This is a genomic window from Serratia sp. FDAARGOS_506, assembly GCF_003812745.1.
GTDB lineage: Bacteria > Pseudomonadota > Gammaproteobacteria > Enterobacterales > Enterobacteriaceae > Serratia.
The window spans coordinates 1,927,011-1,945,421 of the sequence record NZ_CP033831.1 but is presented as its reverse complement, the minus strand read 5'-3'; the positions used below and the strand labels follow the sequence as shown (position 1 = coordinate 1,945,421).

At 59.9% G+C, this 18,411-nt stretch carries 16 protein-coding genes; 3 read left to right on the top strand and 13 right to left on the bottom strand.

From position 1 onward, the window contains the following. The first annotated feature begins 236 nt into the window (after window positions 1–236). Complete coding sequence (locus tag EGY12_RS09415; protein ID WP_123893225.1) at window positions 237–1,232, top strand: peptidase U32 family protein; 996 nt, start codon at window positions 237–239, stop codon at window positions 1,230–1,232. Window positions 1,233–1,243: 11 nt separating this feature from the next. Continuing rightward, on the top strand, window positions 1,244–2,122 hold the full coding sequence (locus EGY12_RS09410) for a U32 family peptidase (protein ID WP_123893224.1): 879 nt from the start codon (window positions 1,244–1,246) through the stop codon (window positions 2,120–2,122). Between the two features lie 35 nt (window positions 2,123–2,157). Here EGY12_RS09410 and EGY12_RS09405 read toward each other — a convergent pair whose 3' ends face one another. Genes EGY12_RS09405 through EGY12_RS09395 form a run of 3 tightly spaced genes read right to left on the bottom strand, consistent with a single transcriptional unit; the run spans window position 2,158 to window position 5,404 of the window. Beyond that, window positions 2,158–3,300, bottom strand: a complete 1,143-nt coding sequence (locus EGY12_RS09405) for an ABC transporter permease (RefSeq protein ID WP_123893223.1) — start codon at window positions 3,298–3,300, stop codon at window positions 2,158–2,160. After that, the gene (locus EGY12_RS09400) at window positions 3,297–4,451 is read right to left on the bottom strand and encodes an ABC transporter permease (RefSeq protein WP_123893222.1); all 1,155 of its coding nucleotides are present in this window, start codon (window positions 4,449–4,451) and stop codon (window positions 3,297–3,299) included. The genes EGY12_RS09405 and EGY12_RS09400 overlap by 4 nt, the downstream gene beginning before the upstream one ends. Then, window positions 4,433–5,404, bottom strand: coding sequence for an HlyD family secretion protein (locus tag EGY12_RS09395; RefSeq protein WP_049277639.1), 972 nt, complete (start codon window positions 5,402–5,404; stop codon window positions 4,433–4,435). Before EGY12_RS09395 ends, EGY12_RS09400 begins: the two co-directional genes overlap by 19 nt. Before the next feature lie 230 nt (window positions 5,405–5,634). On the opposite strand from EGY12_RS09395, the gene EGY12_RS09390 reads away from it, so the two are divergent. Further along, window positions 5,635–6,648, top strand: coding sequence for a luciferase-like monooxygenase (locus tag EGY12_RS09390; RefSeq protein ID WP_172962910.1), 1,014 nt, complete (start codon window positions 5,635–5,637; stop codon window positions 6,646–6,648). 37 nt (window positions 6,649–6,685) lie between these two features. Here the strand turns inward: EGY12_RS09390 and yedF are convergent, their stop codons facing one another. The 10 genes from yedF to infB all read right to left on the bottom strand — a co-directional run bounded on the left by yedF (window position 6,686) and on the right by infB (window position 18,409). Further along, the gene (gene yedF, locus EGY12_RS09385) at window positions 6,686–6,925 is read right to left on the bottom strand and encodes a sulfurtransferase-like selenium metabolism protein YedF (protein WP_123893220.1); all 240 of its coding nucleotides are present in this window, start codon (window positions 6,923–6,925) and stop codon (window positions 6,686–6,688) included. Further along, on the bottom strand, window positions 6,922–8,136 hold the full coding sequence (yedE, locus tag EGY12_RS09380) for a selenium metabolism membrane protein YedE/FdhT (RefSeq protein ID WP_123893219.1): 1,215 nt from the start codon (window positions 8,134–8,136) through the stop codon (window positions 6,922–6,924). The genes yedF and yedE overlap by 4 nt, the downstream gene beginning before the upstream one ends. A gap of 146 nt (window positions 8,137–8,282) precedes the next feature. Next, the gene (locus EGY12_RS09375) at window positions 8,283–10,205 is read right to left on the bottom strand and encodes a DEAD/DEAH family ATP-dependent RNA helicase (protein WP_033641661.1); all 1,923 of its coding nucleotides are present in this window, start codon (window positions 10,203–10,205) and stop codon (window positions 8,283–8,285) included. Continuing rightward, window positions 10,195–10,269 carry a protein YrbN gene (yrbN, locus tag EGY12_RS23555; RefSeq protein WP_223182019.1) on the bottom strand — a complete coding sequence of 25 codons (75 nt, stop codon included), beginning with the start codon at window positions 10,267–10,269 and terminating at the stop codon, window positions 10,195–10,197. Before yrbN ends, EGY12_RS09375 begins: the two co-directional genes overlap by 11 nt. A gap of 246 nt (window positions 10,270–10,515) precedes the next feature. Continuing rightward, entirely contained in the window at window positions 10,516–11,400 is an 885-nt protein-coding gene (nlpI, locus tag EGY12_RS09365; RefSeq protein ID WP_004933495.1) for a lipoprotein NlpI, read from the bottom strand. A gap of 128 nt (window positions 11,401–11,528) precedes the next feature. After that, a complete protein-coding gene (pnp, locus tag EGY12_RS09360; RefSeq protein ID WP_047729246.1) occupies window positions 11,529–13,646 on the bottom strand; it encodes a polyribonucleotide nucleotidyltransferase in 2,118 nt (705 codons plus the stop codon). A 256-nt stretch (window positions 13,647–13,902) separates the two neighbouring features. Further along, window positions 13,903–14,172, bottom strand: coding sequence for a 30S ribosomal protein S15 (rpsO, locus tag EGY12_RS09350; protein WP_004933502.1), 270 nt, complete (start codon window positions 14,170–14,172; stop codon window positions 13,903–13,905). Window positions 14,173–14,296: 124 nt separating this feature from the next. Further along, window positions 14,297–15,241: a tRNA pseudouridine(55) synthase TruB gene (gene truB, locus EGY12_RS09345; protein ID WP_004933505.1), complete on the bottom strand. Its 945-nt coding sequence runs from the start codon at window positions 15,239–15,241 to the stop codon at window positions 14,297–14,299. Next, a complete protein-coding gene (gene rbfA, locus EGY12_RS09340) occupies window positions 15,241–15,651 on the bottom strand; it encodes a 30S ribosome-binding factor RbfA (protein WP_004933508.1) in 411 nt (136 codons plus the stop codon). The genes truB and rbfA overlap by 1 nt, the downstream gene beginning before the upstream one ends. 70 nt (window positions 15,652–15,721) lie before the next feature. Further along, window positions 15,722–18,409, bottom strand: coding sequence for a translation initiation factor IF-2 (gene infB / locus EGY12_RS09335; RefSeq protein ID WP_123893218.1), 2,688 nt, complete (start codon window positions 18,407–18,409; stop codon window positions 15,722–15,724). Between the last annotated feature and the right edge of the window lie 2 nt (window positions 18,410–18,411).

The following is an 18,411-nucleotide window of genomic DNA, read 5'->3' as shown; positions in this document are numbered from 1 at the left end:
GGACTACCGCTATTTTGCCACACTGGCGCGCGGCTTCAGCGGTCTATATCAACAAATAGTGCATTTCACCGCCATGTTTATCAATACGCCATAAGCTGCCCCAAATCAAAACCTGTGTGCGCCCCTTTGCCTAAAATGGCCTCCCCGATTCGCGTTTGCCGGCGGAACACCGCCGTCGGCAACCTTTAAAGACAGCGTGCGCCCGGCCGGGCGCACGGCTAAGCCAGGATAAATCTATGGAGCTGCTTTGCCCCGCCGGCAACCTGCCGGCCCTGAAGGCCGCAGTGGATAACGGCGCCGACGCCGTTTACATCGGCCTGAAAGACGATACCAACGCGCGCCACTTCGCCGGCCTCAACTTCACCGAGAAAAAGCTGCAGGAAGCGGTCGATTACGTGCATCGTCACGGCCGCAAACTGCATATCGCCATCAACACCTTCGCCCATCCCGACGGCTACGCCCGCTGGCAGCGCGCGGTGGATATGGCGGCCCAACTGGGCGCCGACGCGCTGATTCTGGCGGATCTCGCGATGCTGGAATACGCCGCTCAGCGCTACCCGCAGCTGGAGCGCCACGTTTCTGTGCAGGCCTCCGCCACCAACGAAGAGGCGATCCGTTTCTACCAGCGCAACTTCGAGGTGAGCCGGGTGGTGCTGCCGCGCGTGCTGTCGATGCATCAGGTGAAACAGCTGGCGCGCACCAGCCCGGTACCGCTGGAAGTGTTCGCCTTCGGCAGCCTGTGCATCATGGCCGAGGGGCGTTGCTATCTCTCTTCCTACCTGACCGGCGAGTCGCCGAACACCGTCGGCGCCTGTTCACCGGCGCGGTTCGTACGCTGGCAGCAAACCCCGCAGGGCATGGAGTCGCGTCTGAACGACGTGCTGATCGACCGCTATCAGGATCATGAAAACGCCGGTTACCCGACGCTGTGCAAGGGCCGCTATCTGGTGGACGACGTGCGCTACCACGCGCTGGAAGAGCCCACCAGCCTCAATACGCTGGAGCTGCTGCCGGAGCTGCTGGCCGCCAACATCGCCTCGGTGAAGATCGAAGGCCGCCAGCGCAGTCCGGCTTACGTCAGCCAGGTGGCGCGCGTCTGGCGCCAGGCGATCGACCGTTGCCAGGCCGATCCGGCCGCCTACCGTGCCGACGCCGCCTGGATGGAGACGCTGGGCGCGATGTCCGAAGGCACCCAGACCACGCTGGGCGCCTATCACCGCAAATGGCAGTAGCCGGAGGAAATATGAAATACGCACTGGGGCCGGTACTCTACTACTGGCCGAAAAACGACATCGCAACGTTCTATCAACAGGCGGCGGACAGCAGCGCCGACATCATTTATCTCGGCGAGAGCGTCTGCGCCAAGCGCCGCGAGATGAAGGTCGGCGATTGGCTGGCGCTGGCGCGCGAAATCGCCCGCAGCGGCAAGCAGGTGGTGATCTCCACGTTGGCGCTGCTGCAGGCGCCGTCCGAGCTGAATGAGCTGAAACGCTATGTGGAGAACGGCGAGTTCCTGTTTGAAGCCAACGATCTGGGCGCGGTGAACATGGCGGCGGAACGCGGTCTGCCGTTCGTCGCAGGCCATGCGCTGAACTGCTACAACGCCTATACCCTGCGCCTGCTGCGCCGCCAGGGCATGATGCGCTGGTGCATGCCGGTCGAGCTGTCGCGCGACTGGCTGGCCCACCTGCTGACGCAGTGCGAAGAGCTGGGCTTCCGCCACGATTTCGAGGTGGAGGTGCTGAGCTACGGCCACCTGCCGCTGGCCTATTCGGCGCGCTGCTTCACCGCCCGCTCGGAAAACCGCGGCAAGGACGAGTGCGAAACCTGCTGCATCAAGTATCCGCAGGGCCGCATGATGCGTTCGCAGGAACAGCAGCAGGTGTTCGTGCTCAACGGCATCCAGACCATGAGCGGCTACTGCTACAACCTCGGTAACGAGCTGCCGAGCATGCAGGGGCTGGTAGACATCGTGCGGTTATCACCGCAGGGCGCCGAGACGCTGGCGCAAATCGACGCCTTCCGCGCCAACGAACGCGGCGAGCAGCCGCTGGCCTTGACCAATCACGCCGACTGCAACGGCTACTGGCGCCGCGTGGCGGGGTTGGCGTTGGTGGGGTGATCCTCGCTCCCCTCCTTACGGAGGGGAGTTTTTAATCAACTCGCCCGCCGCTTCCTGAACATCCCGCGCAGCGCCACGCTGTTGCGCAAGAAGCCGACGCCGAAGCCCAGCAGGGTGTAGACCACGCCGAGCACCAGCATCATCATCACGTCGCCCCACACTTCGTTCAGCGACAGCCCCATCTGGTTGACGCCGGCGATCGCCTTGGTGCCCCAGGTGGAGGGAATGCTGTACGAGATGGCGCGCACCCAGGCCGGCATCGACTGCAGCGGCCAGATGGTGCCGGACAGGTAGAAGATCGGCGTGGTGATGAATGCCAACGTCAGGTAGATCATCTCGACGCTGCGCAGGCACTCGGTCACCAGCTTGCCCAGCCCCAGTACCGCCAGCAGGAACGGGAAAGTCAGCAGCAGCAGTTCGGCGATGTTCGCTGTCTGCCTATAGCCCAATACCCACGGCCACAGCACGAACAGCACGATCGACAGGAACAGCCAGATCGGCAGCAGCGCCGTCAGCCCGCCGAGGTGCGCCGCCAGCGGCGCTTTACCGCCGGGCATACTCTTCATGGCGATATTGACGCGGATACAGGCGATCAGCAGCGAGTGCTGCAACAGCATCACCAGCAGGCCGGGGAAGATGATCGCCGCGAAGCTGATGCCGGGGTTAAACACGTCCAGCGTTTGCCCCAGTATCGGCGTCAGCAGTATCTGCGCCTGCCGTTCGCTGAAGCCGCTGCGCAGCAGCAGCCCGTTGTTGTACTCCGTCAGCAGCTGCTGATAGGCCGCCACTACGTCCTGTTGGATCTGGCCGTTGGCCAGGCGGTTGGTGGCGTCGCCGTATACCGGCACCACGATGTTTTGCCCGCTGAGGATCTTCTTCTCCAGATCCACCGGCATGATGATCACCGCAAACAGCTTGCGCCAGCTGAGATCGCGCTGCGCCTGTTCCAGGCTGTCGTAGGTTTCAATCGCGATCTTGGAGGTGGCGTCCAGCTGGCGGATCAGCTGGCGGCTGGCGGTGCTGTGATCCTGATCGACCACCCCCACCGGCAGATCCCATACCGTGCGGTTGGCGTACACCATGCTCATGATGCACAGCGACAGGATCAGCATCAGCCATACCGGCCGCTCGAGCATGCCGAGCAGCACTTTAACGAAGGTTTGCCAATAGAGCTTCATCCGGCATTCCCCTCCTTTTCCAGCCGCACCGGCAGGCGATTACGCACCAGCAGCGCGGCCACCAGCGGGTAGACCGCCAGCAGCGCACACACGCTGAAGATGGCACTGGCGTGCACCTGCCGCAGGAACACGTCGAACATCGCGTACAGCGCGTGGGTCAGCGGTTCGATGTTGGAAATGATGCGCGCCGGCAGCGGCATCGACAGCTCTGGCACCGCCATGCCGGAGAAGGTCATCGCGATACTGACCAAAATACCAATCAGGCTGTAAGCGGTGATGGTGCTGCCGGTAAAGGTGTACAGCAGCAGGCCGATGCTCTGCGCCGCCATCACGTAAAACAGGCCTATCATCAACATAAACAGCGGGTTGCCGCTGACGCGGGCGTCAAAAATGCCCACCAGCGCTGCGATCTCCACCATCAGCAGGGTGGTGAAACACAGCGTGTAGGGCGCCAGCTTGCCGAGCAGCGCCAGGCTGAACGGCTTGGCCTGCAGCAGCGATTTGCTGCGCGCCAACACGTAGATCATGCAGGTCACCACGAACAGCTGCAGCAGGTGAATGGTGGCGGCGAACTGCTGGTAATAGATATAGCTGCCGCTGGCGTTGAACAGGCTGCCGTAAGAGAGCGTCACATCCGCCAGCGGCGGCAGCGATTTGCCCATCTCGGTGGCGATGATGCTGCGGGTGCTGGCGTTGATTTCATTCATCAGGCCGCCGAAGTCCTGGGTGGAGTACAGCCCGGCGCCGTAGAACAGCGCGTTGTAGTACATCACCACGCTCGGCTGCTTGCCCGACAGCACGTTGGCCTCAAAGTCCGGCGGGATGTACAGCAGCGCATAATCCTGCGCGCTGCGCAGGCGGTTCAGCGATTCCGGCAGCCCGCCGCCATAAGCCTCGACGTGGGCGTGCGACCCGGCGTCCAACCGCCGCGTCAGCGACTTGGACAGCGGGCTGTGATCGCTGTCCACCACCGAGACCGGCAGATCGAGCAGCGTACCTTCGGAGAAGTTGCTACTGATCAGCCCAAACAGGATCAGCGGAAAGATCCAGCTCAGCCAGTGCACCACCGGGCTGCGAAAGGCGACGCGACACTCTTTGTCGAACGCGTGACTGAAGCAGCGCCAACCGGCCCTTACTCTTTCCATTGCCATAAGGTGCTCATCCCCGGACGCAGGCCGTCCACCGGCTGTGACGGATACAGGCGCACTTCGAAGGTTTTCAGGTCGAAGTCGCCGGTGGCGCGGGTGGCGCGTTTGGTGGCGTAATCCCCCAGCGGCGCGATGTAGCGCACCTCGGTGTCGATCATTTTGTCCTTCAGCGCCGGCACCCGCAGCTTGACCTTGTCGCCTTTGCGCACGTGGGCCAGGATGTCTTCGCGCAGGTTAAACACGAAGTAGGCGTCCGGCACCCGGATCAGCGTCACCAGCGGGCTGCCGGCGTTCAGCAGCTCGCCCACTTCGGCCGGAATCGGCCCCACTTCGCCATCCACCGGCGCTTTCACCTGCAGATCGTCGCTCTGCGCCTGGATCTGCAGCAGGTTCTCTTCCGCCGCCCGCAGCGCCGCCGCGTATTGTTGCCGTTGCTCGACGCGGTCGCCGTTGATGCCTTCATCCAGGTTGGCCTTGGCCGCCTGCACCTGCTGGAAGGCGGTGTCGCGTGCCCGGCGCGAAGCGTCCAGCTCGGACTTCGAGATATAGCCTTTGCCTGCCACGCTCAGGTTGCGGTTGTAATCGTTTTGCGCGTTGCGGTACTGCGCCTCGGCCTGCGCCAGATTAGCGCGCAGGTTGCGGATGCTTTCTTCACGGGTACCGTGCAGCGACAGTTCGAGCTGCGCCTTGGCCTCGTCGCGCGTCGCCTGCGCGGAGCGCAACTGCGCCATCAGTTCGGGGCTGTCGAGCTGGATAATCAGCTGGCCGCTTTTCACGTCGTCGCCACGTTCGATCAGGCGTTCAACCACCCGGCCTTTCGCTTTGGAAGCGACGATCACTTCGGGGGCATCCACTTCACCCTGCAATAACAGATCCTGATTGTGCGCGCGGAACAGGATCGCCAATGCGATCGCCACCATCATCAGCAACAGGGTAAACAACGTCTTTTTTTTCATTATATCGGCTCCCGGAACGGTAAGCGGCGGGCGGGGATCATCATTTCCATGTCTCAAATTGCTCCAAAAAACACCATTGCACTCATGAGGATATCACAAGCACATATCTCCTCTTTTATAACTATAAATTGGATTATGCTTTTAACACTAAAAAGCATCATTTTCGGCTTTTTGGTATGCAGATTCCTGCAATCGCCCTTTAAGCGATCCACTCTTTGATGGACGATGTCATGACTGAAAACACTGCCGTACCGCTGTCGGTACTGGATTTATCGCCAATCCCGCAAGGGGCCAAAGCGCGCGACGCTTTCCACTGTTCGCTGGATTTGGCGCAGCATGCCGAACGCTGGGGCTACCAGCGTTACTGGCTGGCCGAGCACCACAACATGACCGGCATCGGCAGCGCCGCCACCTCGGTGCTGCTGGGCTATTTGGCCGCCGGCACCCAGAGCATTCGCCTCGGCTCCGGCGGCGTGATGTTGCCGAACCATGCGCCGCTGGTGATCGCCGAGCAGTTCGGCACGCTGGAATCGCTCTATCCCGGCCGCATCGATCTGGGGCTGGGCCGCGCGCCCGGCACCGATCAGCGCACCATGATGGCGTTGCGCCGCCACCTGTCCGGCGATGTGGATACCTTCCCGCGCGACGTGCAGGAGCTGCAAAACTATTTCTGCGACGCGCAGCCCGGCCAACCGGTGCAGGCGGTGCCCGGCCAAGGGCTGCACGTGCCGCTCTGGCTGCTCGGCTCCAGCCTCTACAGCGCTCAGTTGGCGGCGCAGCTCGGCCTGCCGTTCGCCTTCGCTTCACACTTCGCCCCGGATATGCTGTTCCAGGCGCTGCAGCTGTACCGCGAGAACTTCAAACCGTCCAAACAGCTGGCGCTGCCGCACGCCATGGTGTGCGTCAACGTGATCGCCGCCGACAGCGATAACGATGCGCGCTTCCTGTTCAGCTCGATGCAGCAACAGTTCATCAATCTGCGCCGCGGTTCGCCTGGCCCGCTGCCGCCGCCGGTGGAGAACATCCACGCGCTGTGGACCGCCGGTGAGCAATACGGCGTCGAGCAGGCGCTGCGGATGTCGATCGTCGGCGATGAAAAAACCGTGCGCCACGGGCTGCAAACGCTGCGGCGTGAAACCGATGCCGACGAGATCATGGTCAACGGCCAGATCTTCGATCATCAGGCGCGGCTGCGTTCGTTCGAGATTGTCGCCGGAGTGAAAGGCGACGTCGTGAAGGGATAAAACGCGAAAAGGCGGTGGGAACCCCACCGCCTCGGCGTTAACGCTGGATCAGATAGCGGATGGTCGGCCCATCCTGTTGGATATCCAGCACCTTGTAGCCATGGTTGCGCGCGTCGAGCGGAATGTTGTTGATCGACTGTGGGCAATCGCTGATCACCTCCAGAATTTCCCCCGGCTTCAGCTGCGGCATCGCCTCCAGCGTCGCCACCGCCGGGTACGGGCAAGGCTCGCCCAGCATGTCCAGCCGGTAGTCCGGCACTATCGCGGTCTCTTTCATGGCATGCTCCTCAAATTCACCACCTGCGCCTCAGGCCGGGCGCGGAAAAAGCGTTTCTCCCACCACAGCATGGCGGCAAAGGCCAGCGCCAGCAGCAGGTAGGTCACCAGCAGGCCACCGATCGGGCCGAAGGTGTCGAGCAGGTTGATCTTGTCGTAGTCAGTCGCCAGCGCCGGCGCCAGATCGTCCCAGTAATAGGCCAACAGCGTGGCGCCGATGATGTTGCCCAGCCCAACCCACCAGTAGTGCACCTGCCCTTCCACCGCGCGGTACATCCAGCCGGTCTCGCAACCGCCGGCCAGCACGATGCCGAAGCCGAACAGCAAGCCGCCCAGCACCGCATTCGGGCCGGCCCACATGATCTTCGGCGCCACGCCGAGCTGCACATAGCTGAAAATACCGATGGCACTCACCGCCATGCCGATGATGATGGCTTTCGCCATGTGGGTGCGGCCGGTGATCCACAGATCGCGGAACGCCGAGGTAAAGCAGATTTGTGCGCGCTCGATCAGCAGACCGAAGCCGATGCCGAACAGCATGGCGATGCCAAGCTTCGGCGCATCGAACAGCGTCCACAGCGACCAGGCCACCGCCAGGCCGAAGACCGCCATGCCCAACCGGAAGCGGCGGCGCGCCTGCTCAGGGTTCTGCGTCAGCGGCGCGGCAGCCTTCACCTTTTGTAATTTGACCGGGATGCGGAACATCGGCAGCAGCGTGAATTTGGCGCCGAAGTACGAACCCGCGGCGGTCGCCAGCGCGAAGAACCAGGCGTGCAGCGAAAACTGCGGAATGCCGGTGAAGAACGCCGCCAGGTTGCAGCCCATCGCCAGGCGCGCACCGAAGCCGGCGATGATGCCGCCCAGCAGCGCCTGCACGATGCGAATGCGGTGCTGCGGCTGGCGCAGCTTGATGTTGTTGGCCCACAGCGCGGCGGCGATGCAGCCGGCAAACATGCCGATGATCATGCGCCCGTCGATGCGCTCCAGCGGCGTGCCCTGCAGGCCGATAACCTTGAAATAGCCCCACTGCTCGGGGTGCAGGCCGAACCACTGCAGCACATGGCCGCCCCAGCGGGTGAACTCACCGGTCACCGCCCAGAAGGTGCCGGTCATGCCGAAGTAGTAGGTAGAAAGGATCCCGGCGGCGACCACCGCCGGCAGCGGCGCCCAAAAGCGCACCAGGTATTGAGATTTGAACTGCTGCCAACTCATGGCATCTCCCGTGCATATCATCCGTAAGAAAAAACCTTATGAATGATACGCCATTCAGGGACGTTTGACGGCAACTTTCAGGCATAAAAAAACCAGCCCGCAGGCTGGTTTTTCAGAGCGCTTCACCGCGAACGGCAAATCAGCGATTACGCGTCGCCGAAACGACGACGTGGTGCTGCCGGTGCGCCGTCATCACGACGTGGGGCCGGTTTGCCGTCGCGGTTGTAGTTACCGCCACGACGCTCGCCGCCGTTGCCGCCTTCACGACGTTCGCCGAAGGAACGACGTGGGCCGCCTTCGCGACGTTCGCCGTTGAACGGACGACCGTTGCCACGACGCTCGCCGCCGTTGCCACCGTCACGACGCTCGCGACGTTCGAACGGCTGCGCATCGCCCAGCAGTTGCATGTTCATCGGCTTGTTCAGGATGCGGGTGCGAGTGAAGTGATTCAGGATCTCGCCCGGCATGCCTTTTGGCAGCTCGATGGTGGAGTGGGACGCGAACAGCTTGATGTTACCGATGTAACGGCTGCTGATGTCGCCTTCGTTAGCGATAGCGCCAACGATGTGACGCACTTCTACGCCATCGTCACGGCCCACTTCGATGCGGTACAGCTGCATTTCGCCAACGTCACGACGTTCGCGACGCGGACGATCGCCGTCACGGCTATCGCGGCTGTCGCGACGGTCGCCACGACGATCGTCACGGTCGTTGAACTCGCGGCGCTGACGCGGCTTGAAGACCGGATCCGGCGGCAGGATCAGCGGACGTTCGCCCTGTGCCATTTTCAGCAGCGCTGCAGCCAGGGTTTCCATATCCAGCTCTTCTTCCGGCTGCAGTTTGGTCAGCAGTGCGCGGTACAGATCCAGATCGCTGCTTTCCAGCTGCTGCTGAACTTTTGCGGCAAACTTGGCCAGACGACGCTCGCCCAGCAGTTCTGCGTTCGGCAGTTCCACTTCAGGGATGGTCAGCTTCATGGTGCGTTCAATGTTGCGCAGCAGGCGGCGTTCGCGGTTTTCCACGAACAGCAGCGCGCGGCCGGCGCGGCCCGCACGACCGGTACGGCCGATACGGTGAACGTAAGACTCGGAGTCCATCGGGATGTCGTAGTTGACAACCAGGCTGATGCGCTCAACGTCCAGGCCACGGGCCGCAACGTCGGTGGCGATCAGGATATCCAGACGACCGTCTTTCAGGCGCTCCAGGGTCTGCTCACGCAACGCCTGGTTCATGTCGCCGTTCAGCGCGGCGCTGCTGTAACCGCTGCGCTCCAGCGCTTCGGCCACTTCCAGGGTCGCGTTCTTGGTACGCACGAAGATGATCGCCGCGTCAAAGTCTTCCGCTTCCAGGAAACGCACCAGCGCTTCGTTTTTACGCATGCCGTACACCGACCAGTAGCTCTGGCTGATGTCCGGACGGGTGGTCACGCTGGATTGGATGCGCACTTCCTGCGGCTCTTTCATGAAGCGGCGGGTGATGCGACGGATCGCTTCCGGCATGGTGGCGGAGAACAGCGCGGTCTGATGTTCAGCCGGGATCTCAGCCATGATGGTTTCTACGTCTTCGATAAAGCCCATGCGCAGCATTTCGTCGGCTTCATCCAACACCAGACCGCTCAGGTTAGAGAGGTTCAGGGTGCCGCGCTTCAGGTGGTCCAGCAGGCGGCCTGGGGTACCCACAACGATTTGCGGGCCCTGGCGCAGAGCGCGCAGCTGCACGTCGTAACGCTGGCCGCCGTACAGGGCTACCACGTTGACGCCGTTCATGTGTTTGGAGAAATCGGTCATCGCTTCAGCAACCTGAACCGCCAGTTCGCGGGTCGGTGCCAGCACCAGGATCTGAGGTGCTTTCAGGTCTGCCTGCAGGTTGTGCAGCAGCGGCAGCGAGAACGCTGCAGTTTTACCACTACCGGTCTGTGCCATACCCAGCACGTCGCGGCCGTTCAACAGGTGAGGAATACACTCAGCCTGGATCGGAGATGGTTTTTCATAGCCCAGATCGTTCAGGGCGGAAATGATTGGAGCAGACAGCCCCAGATCAGCAAAAGAGGTTTCAAACTCAGTCGTCATGTACACGTGCCTCATTAATAATGGCAGCCAGTCTACATAACTCGTCGAGAAAATTTTCAGTCATTTTCATTGAAAAGTGTGAACCGGCTCAAATTAGATTATAAAACGAACAAAAAAGCCCTCGCCCGTGAAGGCGATAACTTTGGTGTAAAACCAATGTTCATCAGGCTGATTACCCTTCATCTTTCAAGCTGCCGCTGCGTTGGCTGCTCTCCCTCACCCTCGTCACTTAGTGAACTAAGCTCCCAGGGATTCGTTCGATTGCCGCCTTGCCGCAACTTAAAATCTATTGGGTAGAGGTGTTCGTCAGCTATTGCTGGTCCGATTCCGATAGGTCGTCTTGCTCTTGGCCCAAAAGCGCCAATTCCAACAATGCATAGCGGTGCTCAACGAAGTTGTGAACGTTGTTAGACACCGTCAGTTTGAACAGCGCCGAAGCGGTGTCCTTGTCCCCCAGACTCAGGTAGTGTTTACCCAAATAGAAGTCAGTTTCACTGAGATGCTCAGCGAGCGAAGTGTTATCCGTTGCATCTGCCTTGAGGCGTTCCATCAGCGTTTTTTCGCTGATCTTGCCCAGGTAGAATTCGACAATATTCCATCCCCATTGCCCTCTGTCCGCTTTGTCATAGCGCTGCTGAAGCGCTACCTCGGCCTTCTTGGGATCGATTTCTCGCTCCACCAGATACAGCCATAACGAACGGAAGGGATCGTTTGGGTCGTCTTGATAAAACGCCTGCAGATCATCCTGCGCCAACGGGAAGCGGCCGCCATAATACAGTGCGATGCCCCGGTTTAAACGCGCGTAATTGTAAGTTGGATCAAGCTCTAGTACAGAATCAAACGCTTCATAGGCAGCATCAAAATTGCCTGCCTGCGTTAAGTAAATGCCCAGGTAGTTGAAAACTTCCGGCATGTCGGGACGTATCGCCAGCGCCTGCGAGAAATCATTGCGCGCTAATGCACGTAACCCGAGGCTATCATACAGCACACCGCGCTCATATAAAAGCTGTGCGCGTTCGTCGTCCGTCAGTGCCCGGCTGGCAAGAATTTGTTCCATGCGCGCCAGGATCACTTCCTGCTGCAACGTTGGCTGCAACGGGATTGCCAAAACTTCGTCTTTACGCCAATCATGGTTGCTGCATCCTGCCAGCATGAGTGCTGTCGCAACGTAACACCAGCGCAAGAAAGGCTTCATTTCCCACTCCCGAAGACAAACATTGGATGAACGTCCTGTCCTCCGTTTGCTAATACGCGGGCATCCTACCCGCGCGATACGAACAGCTCCCAACCCCATGGCGGGGAGCTGTAAAACTATCTATACAGTTATTCTGCTTCAGGCGCAGGTGAACCCGCTTCCGGCGCCATCGCTTCTTTGATGCTCAGACGCACGCGGCCCTGACGGTCAACTTCCAGTACCTTAACCGGCACTTCCTGACCCATCTGCAGATAGTCGGTCACTTTCTCGACGCGCTTGTCGGCGATCTGAGAAATGTGTACCAGACCTTCTTTACCACCGCCGATGGCGACGAACGCGCCGAAATCAACGATACGGGTCACTTTACCCTGGTAGATACGGCCCACTTCGATCTCTGCCGTGATCTCTTCGATACGACGGATAGCGAATTTCGCCTTCTCACCGTCGGTCGCAGCGATTTTAACTGTACCATCATCTTCGATTTCGATGGTAGTGCCAGTCTCTTCGGTCAGCGCGCGGATAACGGAACCGCCCTTACCGATCACGTCTTTAATCTTATCCGGGTTGATGCGGATAGTATGAATACGCGGTGCGAATTCGGAGATATCGCCGCGCGGGGTGCTGATAGCCTGTTCCATCACGCCCAGGATGTGCAGACGCGCGCCCTTGGCCTGGTTCAGAGCCACCTGCATGATTTCGCGGGTGATGCCTTCGATTTTGATGTCCATCTGCAGCGCGGTGATACCGTCGCGGCTACCGGCCACTTTGAAGTCCATGTCGCCCAGGTGATCTTCGTCACCCAGAATGTCAGACAGAACGACAAAGTTATCGGCTTCTTTCACCAGGCCCATCGCGATACCCGCAACGGCGGCTTTGATTGGCACACCGGCGTCCATCAGCGCCAGAGATGCGCCGCACACGGAGGCCATCGAAGAAGAACCGTTGGATTCGGTGATTTCAGAAACCACACGCACCGTGTACGGGAAATCTTCCGGTTTAGGCATCATAGCCAATACGCCGCGTTTTGCCAGGCGACCGTGACCGATTTCACGACGCTTAGGTGAACCGACCATGCCGGTTTCGCCCACGGAGTATGGAGGGAAGTTGTAGTGGAACAGGAAGCTGTCGGTCTTCTCGCCCATCAGCTCGTCCAGGTTCTGCGCATCGCGCGCGGTGCCCAGGGTCGCGGTAACCAGCGCCTGAGTTTCACCACGGGTGAACAGCGCGGAACCGTGGGTACGCGGCAGTACGCCGGTGCGCACGTCCAGGCCACGGATCATGTCTTTTTCACGGCCGTCGATACGCGGCTCGCCACGCAGTACGCGGCTGCGCACGACGTTTTTCTCAACGTTGCCCAGGATGTCTTGAATTTCAGAGGCATCCAGAGTCTCGTCCTGCGCCAGCAGGGTTTCAACAACGCTGTCTTTGATCGCGTCTACCTGAGCGTAACGCTCTTGTTTCTCGGTGATGTGGTAAGCGTCGCCCAGGCGAGCTTCGGCCAGTTCAGCCACGCGCGCGTGCAGCGCTTCGTTGACCGCAGGCGCCTGCCAATCCCACTTCGGTTTGCCGGCTTCAGCAACCAGCGCATTGATGTTTTCGATAACCACTTGCTGCTGGTCGTGGCCGAATACCACGGCGCCCAGCATCTGGTCTTCGCTCAGCACGTCCGCTTCGGATTCAACCATCAGCACCGCACCCGCGGTACCGGCAACCACCAGATCCAGACGGCTTTCTTTCAGTTCGTCAGTCGTCGGGTTCAGCACGTACTGGTCGTTGATGTAACCTACGCGCGCTGCGCCGATTGGGCCGTTGAACGGAATACCGGACAGGCTCAGGGCTGCGGAAGCGCCGATCATCGCAACGATGTCCGGGTTCACCTGCGGGTTAACGGAAACCACGGTCGCGATCACCTGAACTTCGTTCAGGAAGCTGTCCGGGAACAGTGGACGGATCGGACGGTCGATCAGACGGGAAGTCAGCGTCTCGCCTTCGCTCGGACGGCCTTCGCGACGGAAGAAGCTGCCCGGGATACGGCCGGCGGCGTAGGTACGCTCTTGGTAGTTAACGGTCAGCGGGAAGAAACTCTGGCCCGGCTTGGCTTTTTTCTGGCCAACGACGGTAACGAATACGGCGGTGTCATCCATGCTCACCATAACGGCGGCGGTGGCCTGACGCGCCATCATACCGGTTTCGATGGTGACGGTATGCTGGCCATACTGGAATTTGCGAATGATCGGTGTCAGCAAAATTATATCCTTGATTAGCGGCGCGCAATCGCATTGACGACTCGACACGCCTGTGACTCGATTTGCCTTCTCACTACATCCTCGCGACTAATGACAATCCTTATCTCAGGCGGGAGATAAAGCCTCTCATTAGCCGCGCGAACCTCTGTAACGGAAGAACCTGTTTGGAAACATCAGTAATACATTAACCTGATTTGCTTATGCTTCCTAGAAGAAAGGGGCCAAAATAGGCCCCTTTCCACTGAAACTTGCTAGATTAGCGACGCAGACCCAGACGCTCGATCAGGCTGGTGTAACGTGCTACATCTTTACGCTTCAGGTAGTCCAGCAGCTTACGACGCTGAGAAACCATACGCAGCAGACCACGACGGCTGTGGTGATCTTTTTTGTGCTCAGAGAAGTGGCCTTGCAGATGGTTGATCTGCGCAGTCAGCAGGGCAACCTGAACTTCGGTAGAACCGCTGTCGTTAGTACCACGACCGAAATCAGCTACGATTTGAGCTTTAGCTTCAACACTTAGAGACATTGTAATACTCCAGATTATAGATAATAAAAACAGGCGCCGATCTCTAATTCAGCAACCCAATGCATAAGCTGCGCCATTCTACTCTTAGCGCAGTGCGATCGCAAGGCGACGCAGTGCCCCGCCGTCAGTCGAAATGCTCGACCACCAGGCGGCGCGGCGCCACGCGACCATCTTCGGCGATGTCGCCAACGCCGATGAATTTTCGCTCTTCACCCTCGGTGATGCGCACCATGCCGGAAGCCGGCGCGCCGGCCACTTGCACCGGTTGCCCCTGCTTGACGTAGCCCGCCACCACCGGCAGCAAATTCACTTCCGGATAGTTCTCAACCGGGCTGTCCATCGGCATCAGCAGCGGATCGAGCAGCTCGCCGGGGGCGATCGCTTGTTCCTGCGCCTGCGCCAGCAAGGCGTTCAGCTGTTCCAGCGTCACCATGCGCGCGATCGGATAGGTCGCCACCTGCAGGCGGCGCAGATAGATCACGTGCGCGCCGCAGCCCAGCAGCTCGCCGAGATCGTCGGTGATGGTGCGGATGTAGGTGCCTTTCGAGCAGTGGATCTCCAGCTCCAGCTCATCCCCTTCCCAGCGGATAAACTGCAGCTCGTACACCGTGATGCTGCGCGCTTCGCGCGGCACTTCAATCCCCTGGCGCGCATACTCGTAGAGTTTCTTGCCCTGGTATTTCAGCGCCGAATACATCGACGGCACCTGCTGGATATCACCGCGGAAAGTGTCCAGCGCCGCGTCGAGCTGCGCCTGGGTGAAGTTCACCGGGCGCTCCTGCACGATCTGACCGTCGGCGTCGGAGGTATCGGTACGCTGCCCCAGCTTGGCGATCACCCGATAGCGTTTATCGGAATCGAGCAGGTACTGCGAAAATTTGGTCGCTTCGCCCAGGCAGATAGGCAGCATGCCGGTCGCCAACGGATCGAGCGCGCCGGTATGGCCCGCCCGGTTCGCGTTGTACAGGCGTTTTACTTTTTGCAGCGCATCGTTGGACGACAAGCCCTGCGGCTTGTCCAGCAACAGCACGCCGTGGATATCACGGCCGCGGCGACGAGGGCGACTCATTAATCCTCCTTGTCATCGCCTGAGGCGGAACGACGCTCGGCGTCGTTCTTCACCACGTTGGTCACCAGGTTGGACATGCGCATGCCTTCCACCAGGGAGTTGTCGTAGGCGAAGGTCAGCTCCGGCACCACGCGCAGGCGCATCGCTTTGCCCAGCAGGGTGCGGATGTAGCCGGAAGCGTCCTGCAACGCTTTAATGCCGTTGGTGACCAGATCCGGATCGTGGTTCTCGGTCAGCACGTTCAGGAAGGTGACGTAAACCTTGGCATACGCCAGGTCACGGGACACTTCCACACCGGAAACGGTCGCCATGCCGACGCGCGGATCTTTCACTTCACGCTGCAGAATGATCGCAATCTCTTTCTGCATCTCTTGCGCCACGCGTTGACCGCGGCTGAATTCTTTTGCCATTTTGGATTCTCCAGACAAATCGGGGGGCACAAAGGCCCCCCGTAAACAGATATAAGCAGATGTGCAATCGTTAAGCGATGGTGCGTTGGATCTCAATGATTTCGAACACTTCGATCATGTCGCCGACGCGCACGTCGTTATAGTTCTTAACGCCGATACCACATTCCATGCCGTTACGGACTTCGTTAACGTCATCTTTGAAGCGACGCAGGGATTCCAGCTCGCCTTCATAGATAACCACGTTGTCGCGCAGTACGCGGATTGGGTTGTGACGCTTGATGGTCCCTTCGGTAACCATACAGCCGGCGATAGCGCCGAACTTAGGCGATTTGAACACGTCACGCACTTCGGCCAGGCCGATGATCTGCTGCTTGTATTCCGGCGCCAGCATACCGCTCATCGCCTGCTTCACTTCGTCGATCAGGTTATAGATCACGGAGTAGTAACGCAGATCCAGGCTTTCCGCTTCGATCACGCGGCGCGCAGAAGCGTCGGCACGCACGTTGAAGCCCAGGATGATGGCGTTGGAAGCCGCAGCCAGCGTCGCGTCGGTTTCGGTGATCCCACCTACGCCGGAGCCGACAATCTTCACCTTCACTTCGTCGGTGGAGAGTTTCAGCAGCGAGTCGCTAATCGCTTCGCAAGAACCCTGTACGTCGGACTTCAGTACGATGTTCAGCTCGGACACTTCGCCGTCGGTCATGTTGGCGAACATGTTTTCCAGCTTGGACTTCTGCTGACGCGCCAGTTTGACTTCGCGGAATTTGCCCTGACGGTACAGCGCCACTTCACGCGCTTTCTTCTCGTCACGCACCACGGTCGCTTCGTCACCCGCTGCAGGCACGCTGGACAGACCCAGGATTTCCACAGGGATAGACGGACCGGCGGAGGTCACTTCACGGCCCAGCTCGTCGCGCATCGCACGCACACGGCCGTATTCGAAGCCGCACAGGACGATGTCGCCCTTGTTCAGCGTACCTTCCTGAACCAGCACGGTGGCAACCGGGCCACGGCCTTTATCCAGGAAGGACTCGATCACCACGCCGCTCGCCATGCCGCTGCGAACCGCTTTCAGTTCCAGTACTTCGGCCTGCAGCAGGATAGCCTGCAGCAGCTCGTCGATACCGGTACCGGCTTTTGCGGACACATGGACGAACTGCGCTTCGCCGCCCCACTCTTCCGGCATAACGCCATACTGAGACAGCTCCTGCTTAACGCGGTCCGGATCGGCTTCCGGCTTGTCGATTTTGTTCACCGCAACCACCAACGGCACCTGCGCCGCTTTCGCGTGCTGGATAGCTTCGATGGTCTGTGGCATCACGCCGTCGTCGGCTGCCACCACCAGAACCACGATGTCAGTCGCCTGAGCACCGCGAGCACGCATCGAGGTAAACGCGGCGTGGCCTGGGGTATCCAGGAAAGTGATCATGCCGTTCTCGGTTTCTACGTGGTAGGCACCGATGTGCTGGGTAATGCCGCCGGCTTCGCCCGCCGCCACTTTGGTGGAGCGGATGTAGTCCAGCAGAGAGGTTTTACCGTGGTCAACGTGACCCATGATGGTCACGACCGGCGCACGCGGCTCGGCCGCAGCGCCCGTATCACGGTCGCTCATCAGCGCTTCTTCCAGCTCGTTTTCACGACGCAGGATAACTTTGTGGCCCATCTCTTCGGCAACCAGCTGTGCGGTTTCCTGGTCGATAACCTGGTTGATGGTGGCCATGGCGCCCAGCTTCATCATCACTTTGATGACCTGAGAACCTTTTACCGCCATCTTGTTGGCCAGCTCGGCCACGGTGATGGTTTCGCCGATCACTACGTCACGGTTAACCACCTGCGCCGGCTTGTTGAAGCCCTGCTGCAGAGCGCTAGGCTTGCGTTTGCCTTTACCGCCACGGGTAACGGCACGCGCTTCTTCGCGGTCCGCTTTGGACTCGGACAGCTTGTTGCCTTTCTTCTGCTTGGTGGCTTTGCCGCCGCGGGTGCGGCTGCGACGATCGCCTTCAACCTTGGCGTCGTTCTCGTCTTCTGCGGCACGGGCGTGCTGAGAGGTGGTCACGTGATAGTCGGCACTTTCAACCGCGGCGCTTGCCGCGTCGGCTTCGGCCCACTTCTCGCCGTTCTCTTCGGCCATGCGACGGGCTTCTTCCGCCACGCGCTTGGCTTCCTCTTCAACCTTGCGGCGCACTTCCTCTTCCGCTTTGCGTTTCAGTTCAGCGGCTTCGGCTTCACGGCGTGCTTTTTCCGCCTGAGCTGGCTTGGTCATTTCGTCGGTATGTTGATTGGTCACTTTTTCTTTTTCCGCTGAATTACGCTTAGCAATCTCCGCGGCCTCACGTTTGGCTTGCTCTTCGGCAGCGCGCTTCGCTTCCGCTTCGCGTTTTGCGAGCTCTTCCGCTTCGCGCCGTGCCTGCTCTTCCGCTTCACGCTGTGCCTGCTCTGCCGCTTCAGCCAACTGGGCTTCCTGCGTATCGCGATTTACATAAGTGCGTTTCTTGCGGACCTCAATTTGCACCGATTTACTTTTACCGCCGGTGCTCGGGATATTCAAGGTGCTGCGCGTTTTGCGCTGCAAAGTGAGTTTACCCGGCGCGCTGCCGTGTTCACGGTTCAGGTGCGCCAGCAATGTTTCTTTTTCTTGCTGGGTAACAGAGTCCGACTCGGACTTGTTGATCCCTGCATCAGCAAACTGCTGTACCAGGCGATCAACCGGAGTCTGAATCTCTGCTGCCAGCGATTTTACGGTTACATCTGTCGTCATGC

Coding starts and splice junctions, on each gene's coding strand:
- EGY12_RS09415 (WP_123893225.1), top strand. CDS start 237: ATGGAGCTGCTTTGCCCCGCCGGCAACCTGCCGGCCCTGAAGGCCGCA.
- EGY12_RS09410 (WP_123893224.1), top strand. CDS start 1,244: ATGAAATACGCACTGGGGCCGGTACTCTACTACTGGCCGAAAAACGAC.
- EGY12_RS09405 (WP_123893223.1), bottom strand. CDS start 3,300: ATGAAGCTCTATTGGCAAACCTTCGTTAAAGTGCTGCTCGGCATGCTC.
- EGY12_RS09400 (WP_123893222.1), bottom strand. CDS start 4,451: ATGGCAATGGAAAGAGTAAGGGCCGGTTGGCGCTGCTTCAGTCACGCG.
- EGY12_RS09395 (WP_049277639.1), bottom strand. CDS start 5,404: ATGAAAAAAAAGACGTTGTTTACCCTGTTGCTGATGATGGTGGCGATC.
- EGY12_RS09390 (WP_172962910.1), top strand. CDS start 5,635: ATGACTGAAAACACTGCCGTACCGCTGTCGGTACTGGATTTATCGCCA.
- yedF (WP_123893220.1), bottom strand. CDS start 6,925: ATGAAAGAGACCGCGATAGTGCCGGACTACCGGCTGGACATGCTGGGC.
- yedE (WP_123893219.1), bottom strand. CDS start 8,136: ATGAGTTGGCAGCAGTTCAAATCTCAATACCTGGTGCGCTTTTGGGCG.
- EGY12_RS09375 (WP_033641661.1), bottom strand. CDS start 10,205: ATGACGACTGAGTTTGAAACCTCTTTTGCTGATCTGGGGCTGTCTGCT.
- nlpI (WP_004933495.1), bottom strand. CDS start 11,400: ATGAAGCCTTTCTTGCGCTGGTGTTACGTTGCGACAGCACTCATGCTG.
- rpsO (WP_004933502.1), bottom strand. CDS start 14,172: ATGTCTCTAAGTGTTGAAGCTAAAGCTCAAATCGTAGCTGATTTCGGT.
- truB (WP_004933505.1), bottom strand. CDS start 15,241: ATGAGTCGCCCTCGTCGCCGCGGCCGTGATATCCACGGCGTGCTGTTG.
- rbfA (WP_004933508.1), bottom strand. CDS start 15,651: ATGGCAAAAGAATTCAGCCGCGGTCAACGCGTGGCGCAAGAGATGCAG.
- infB (WP_123893218.1), bottom strand. CDS start 18,409: ATGACGACAGATGTAACCGTAAAATCGCTGGCAGCAGAGATTCAGACT.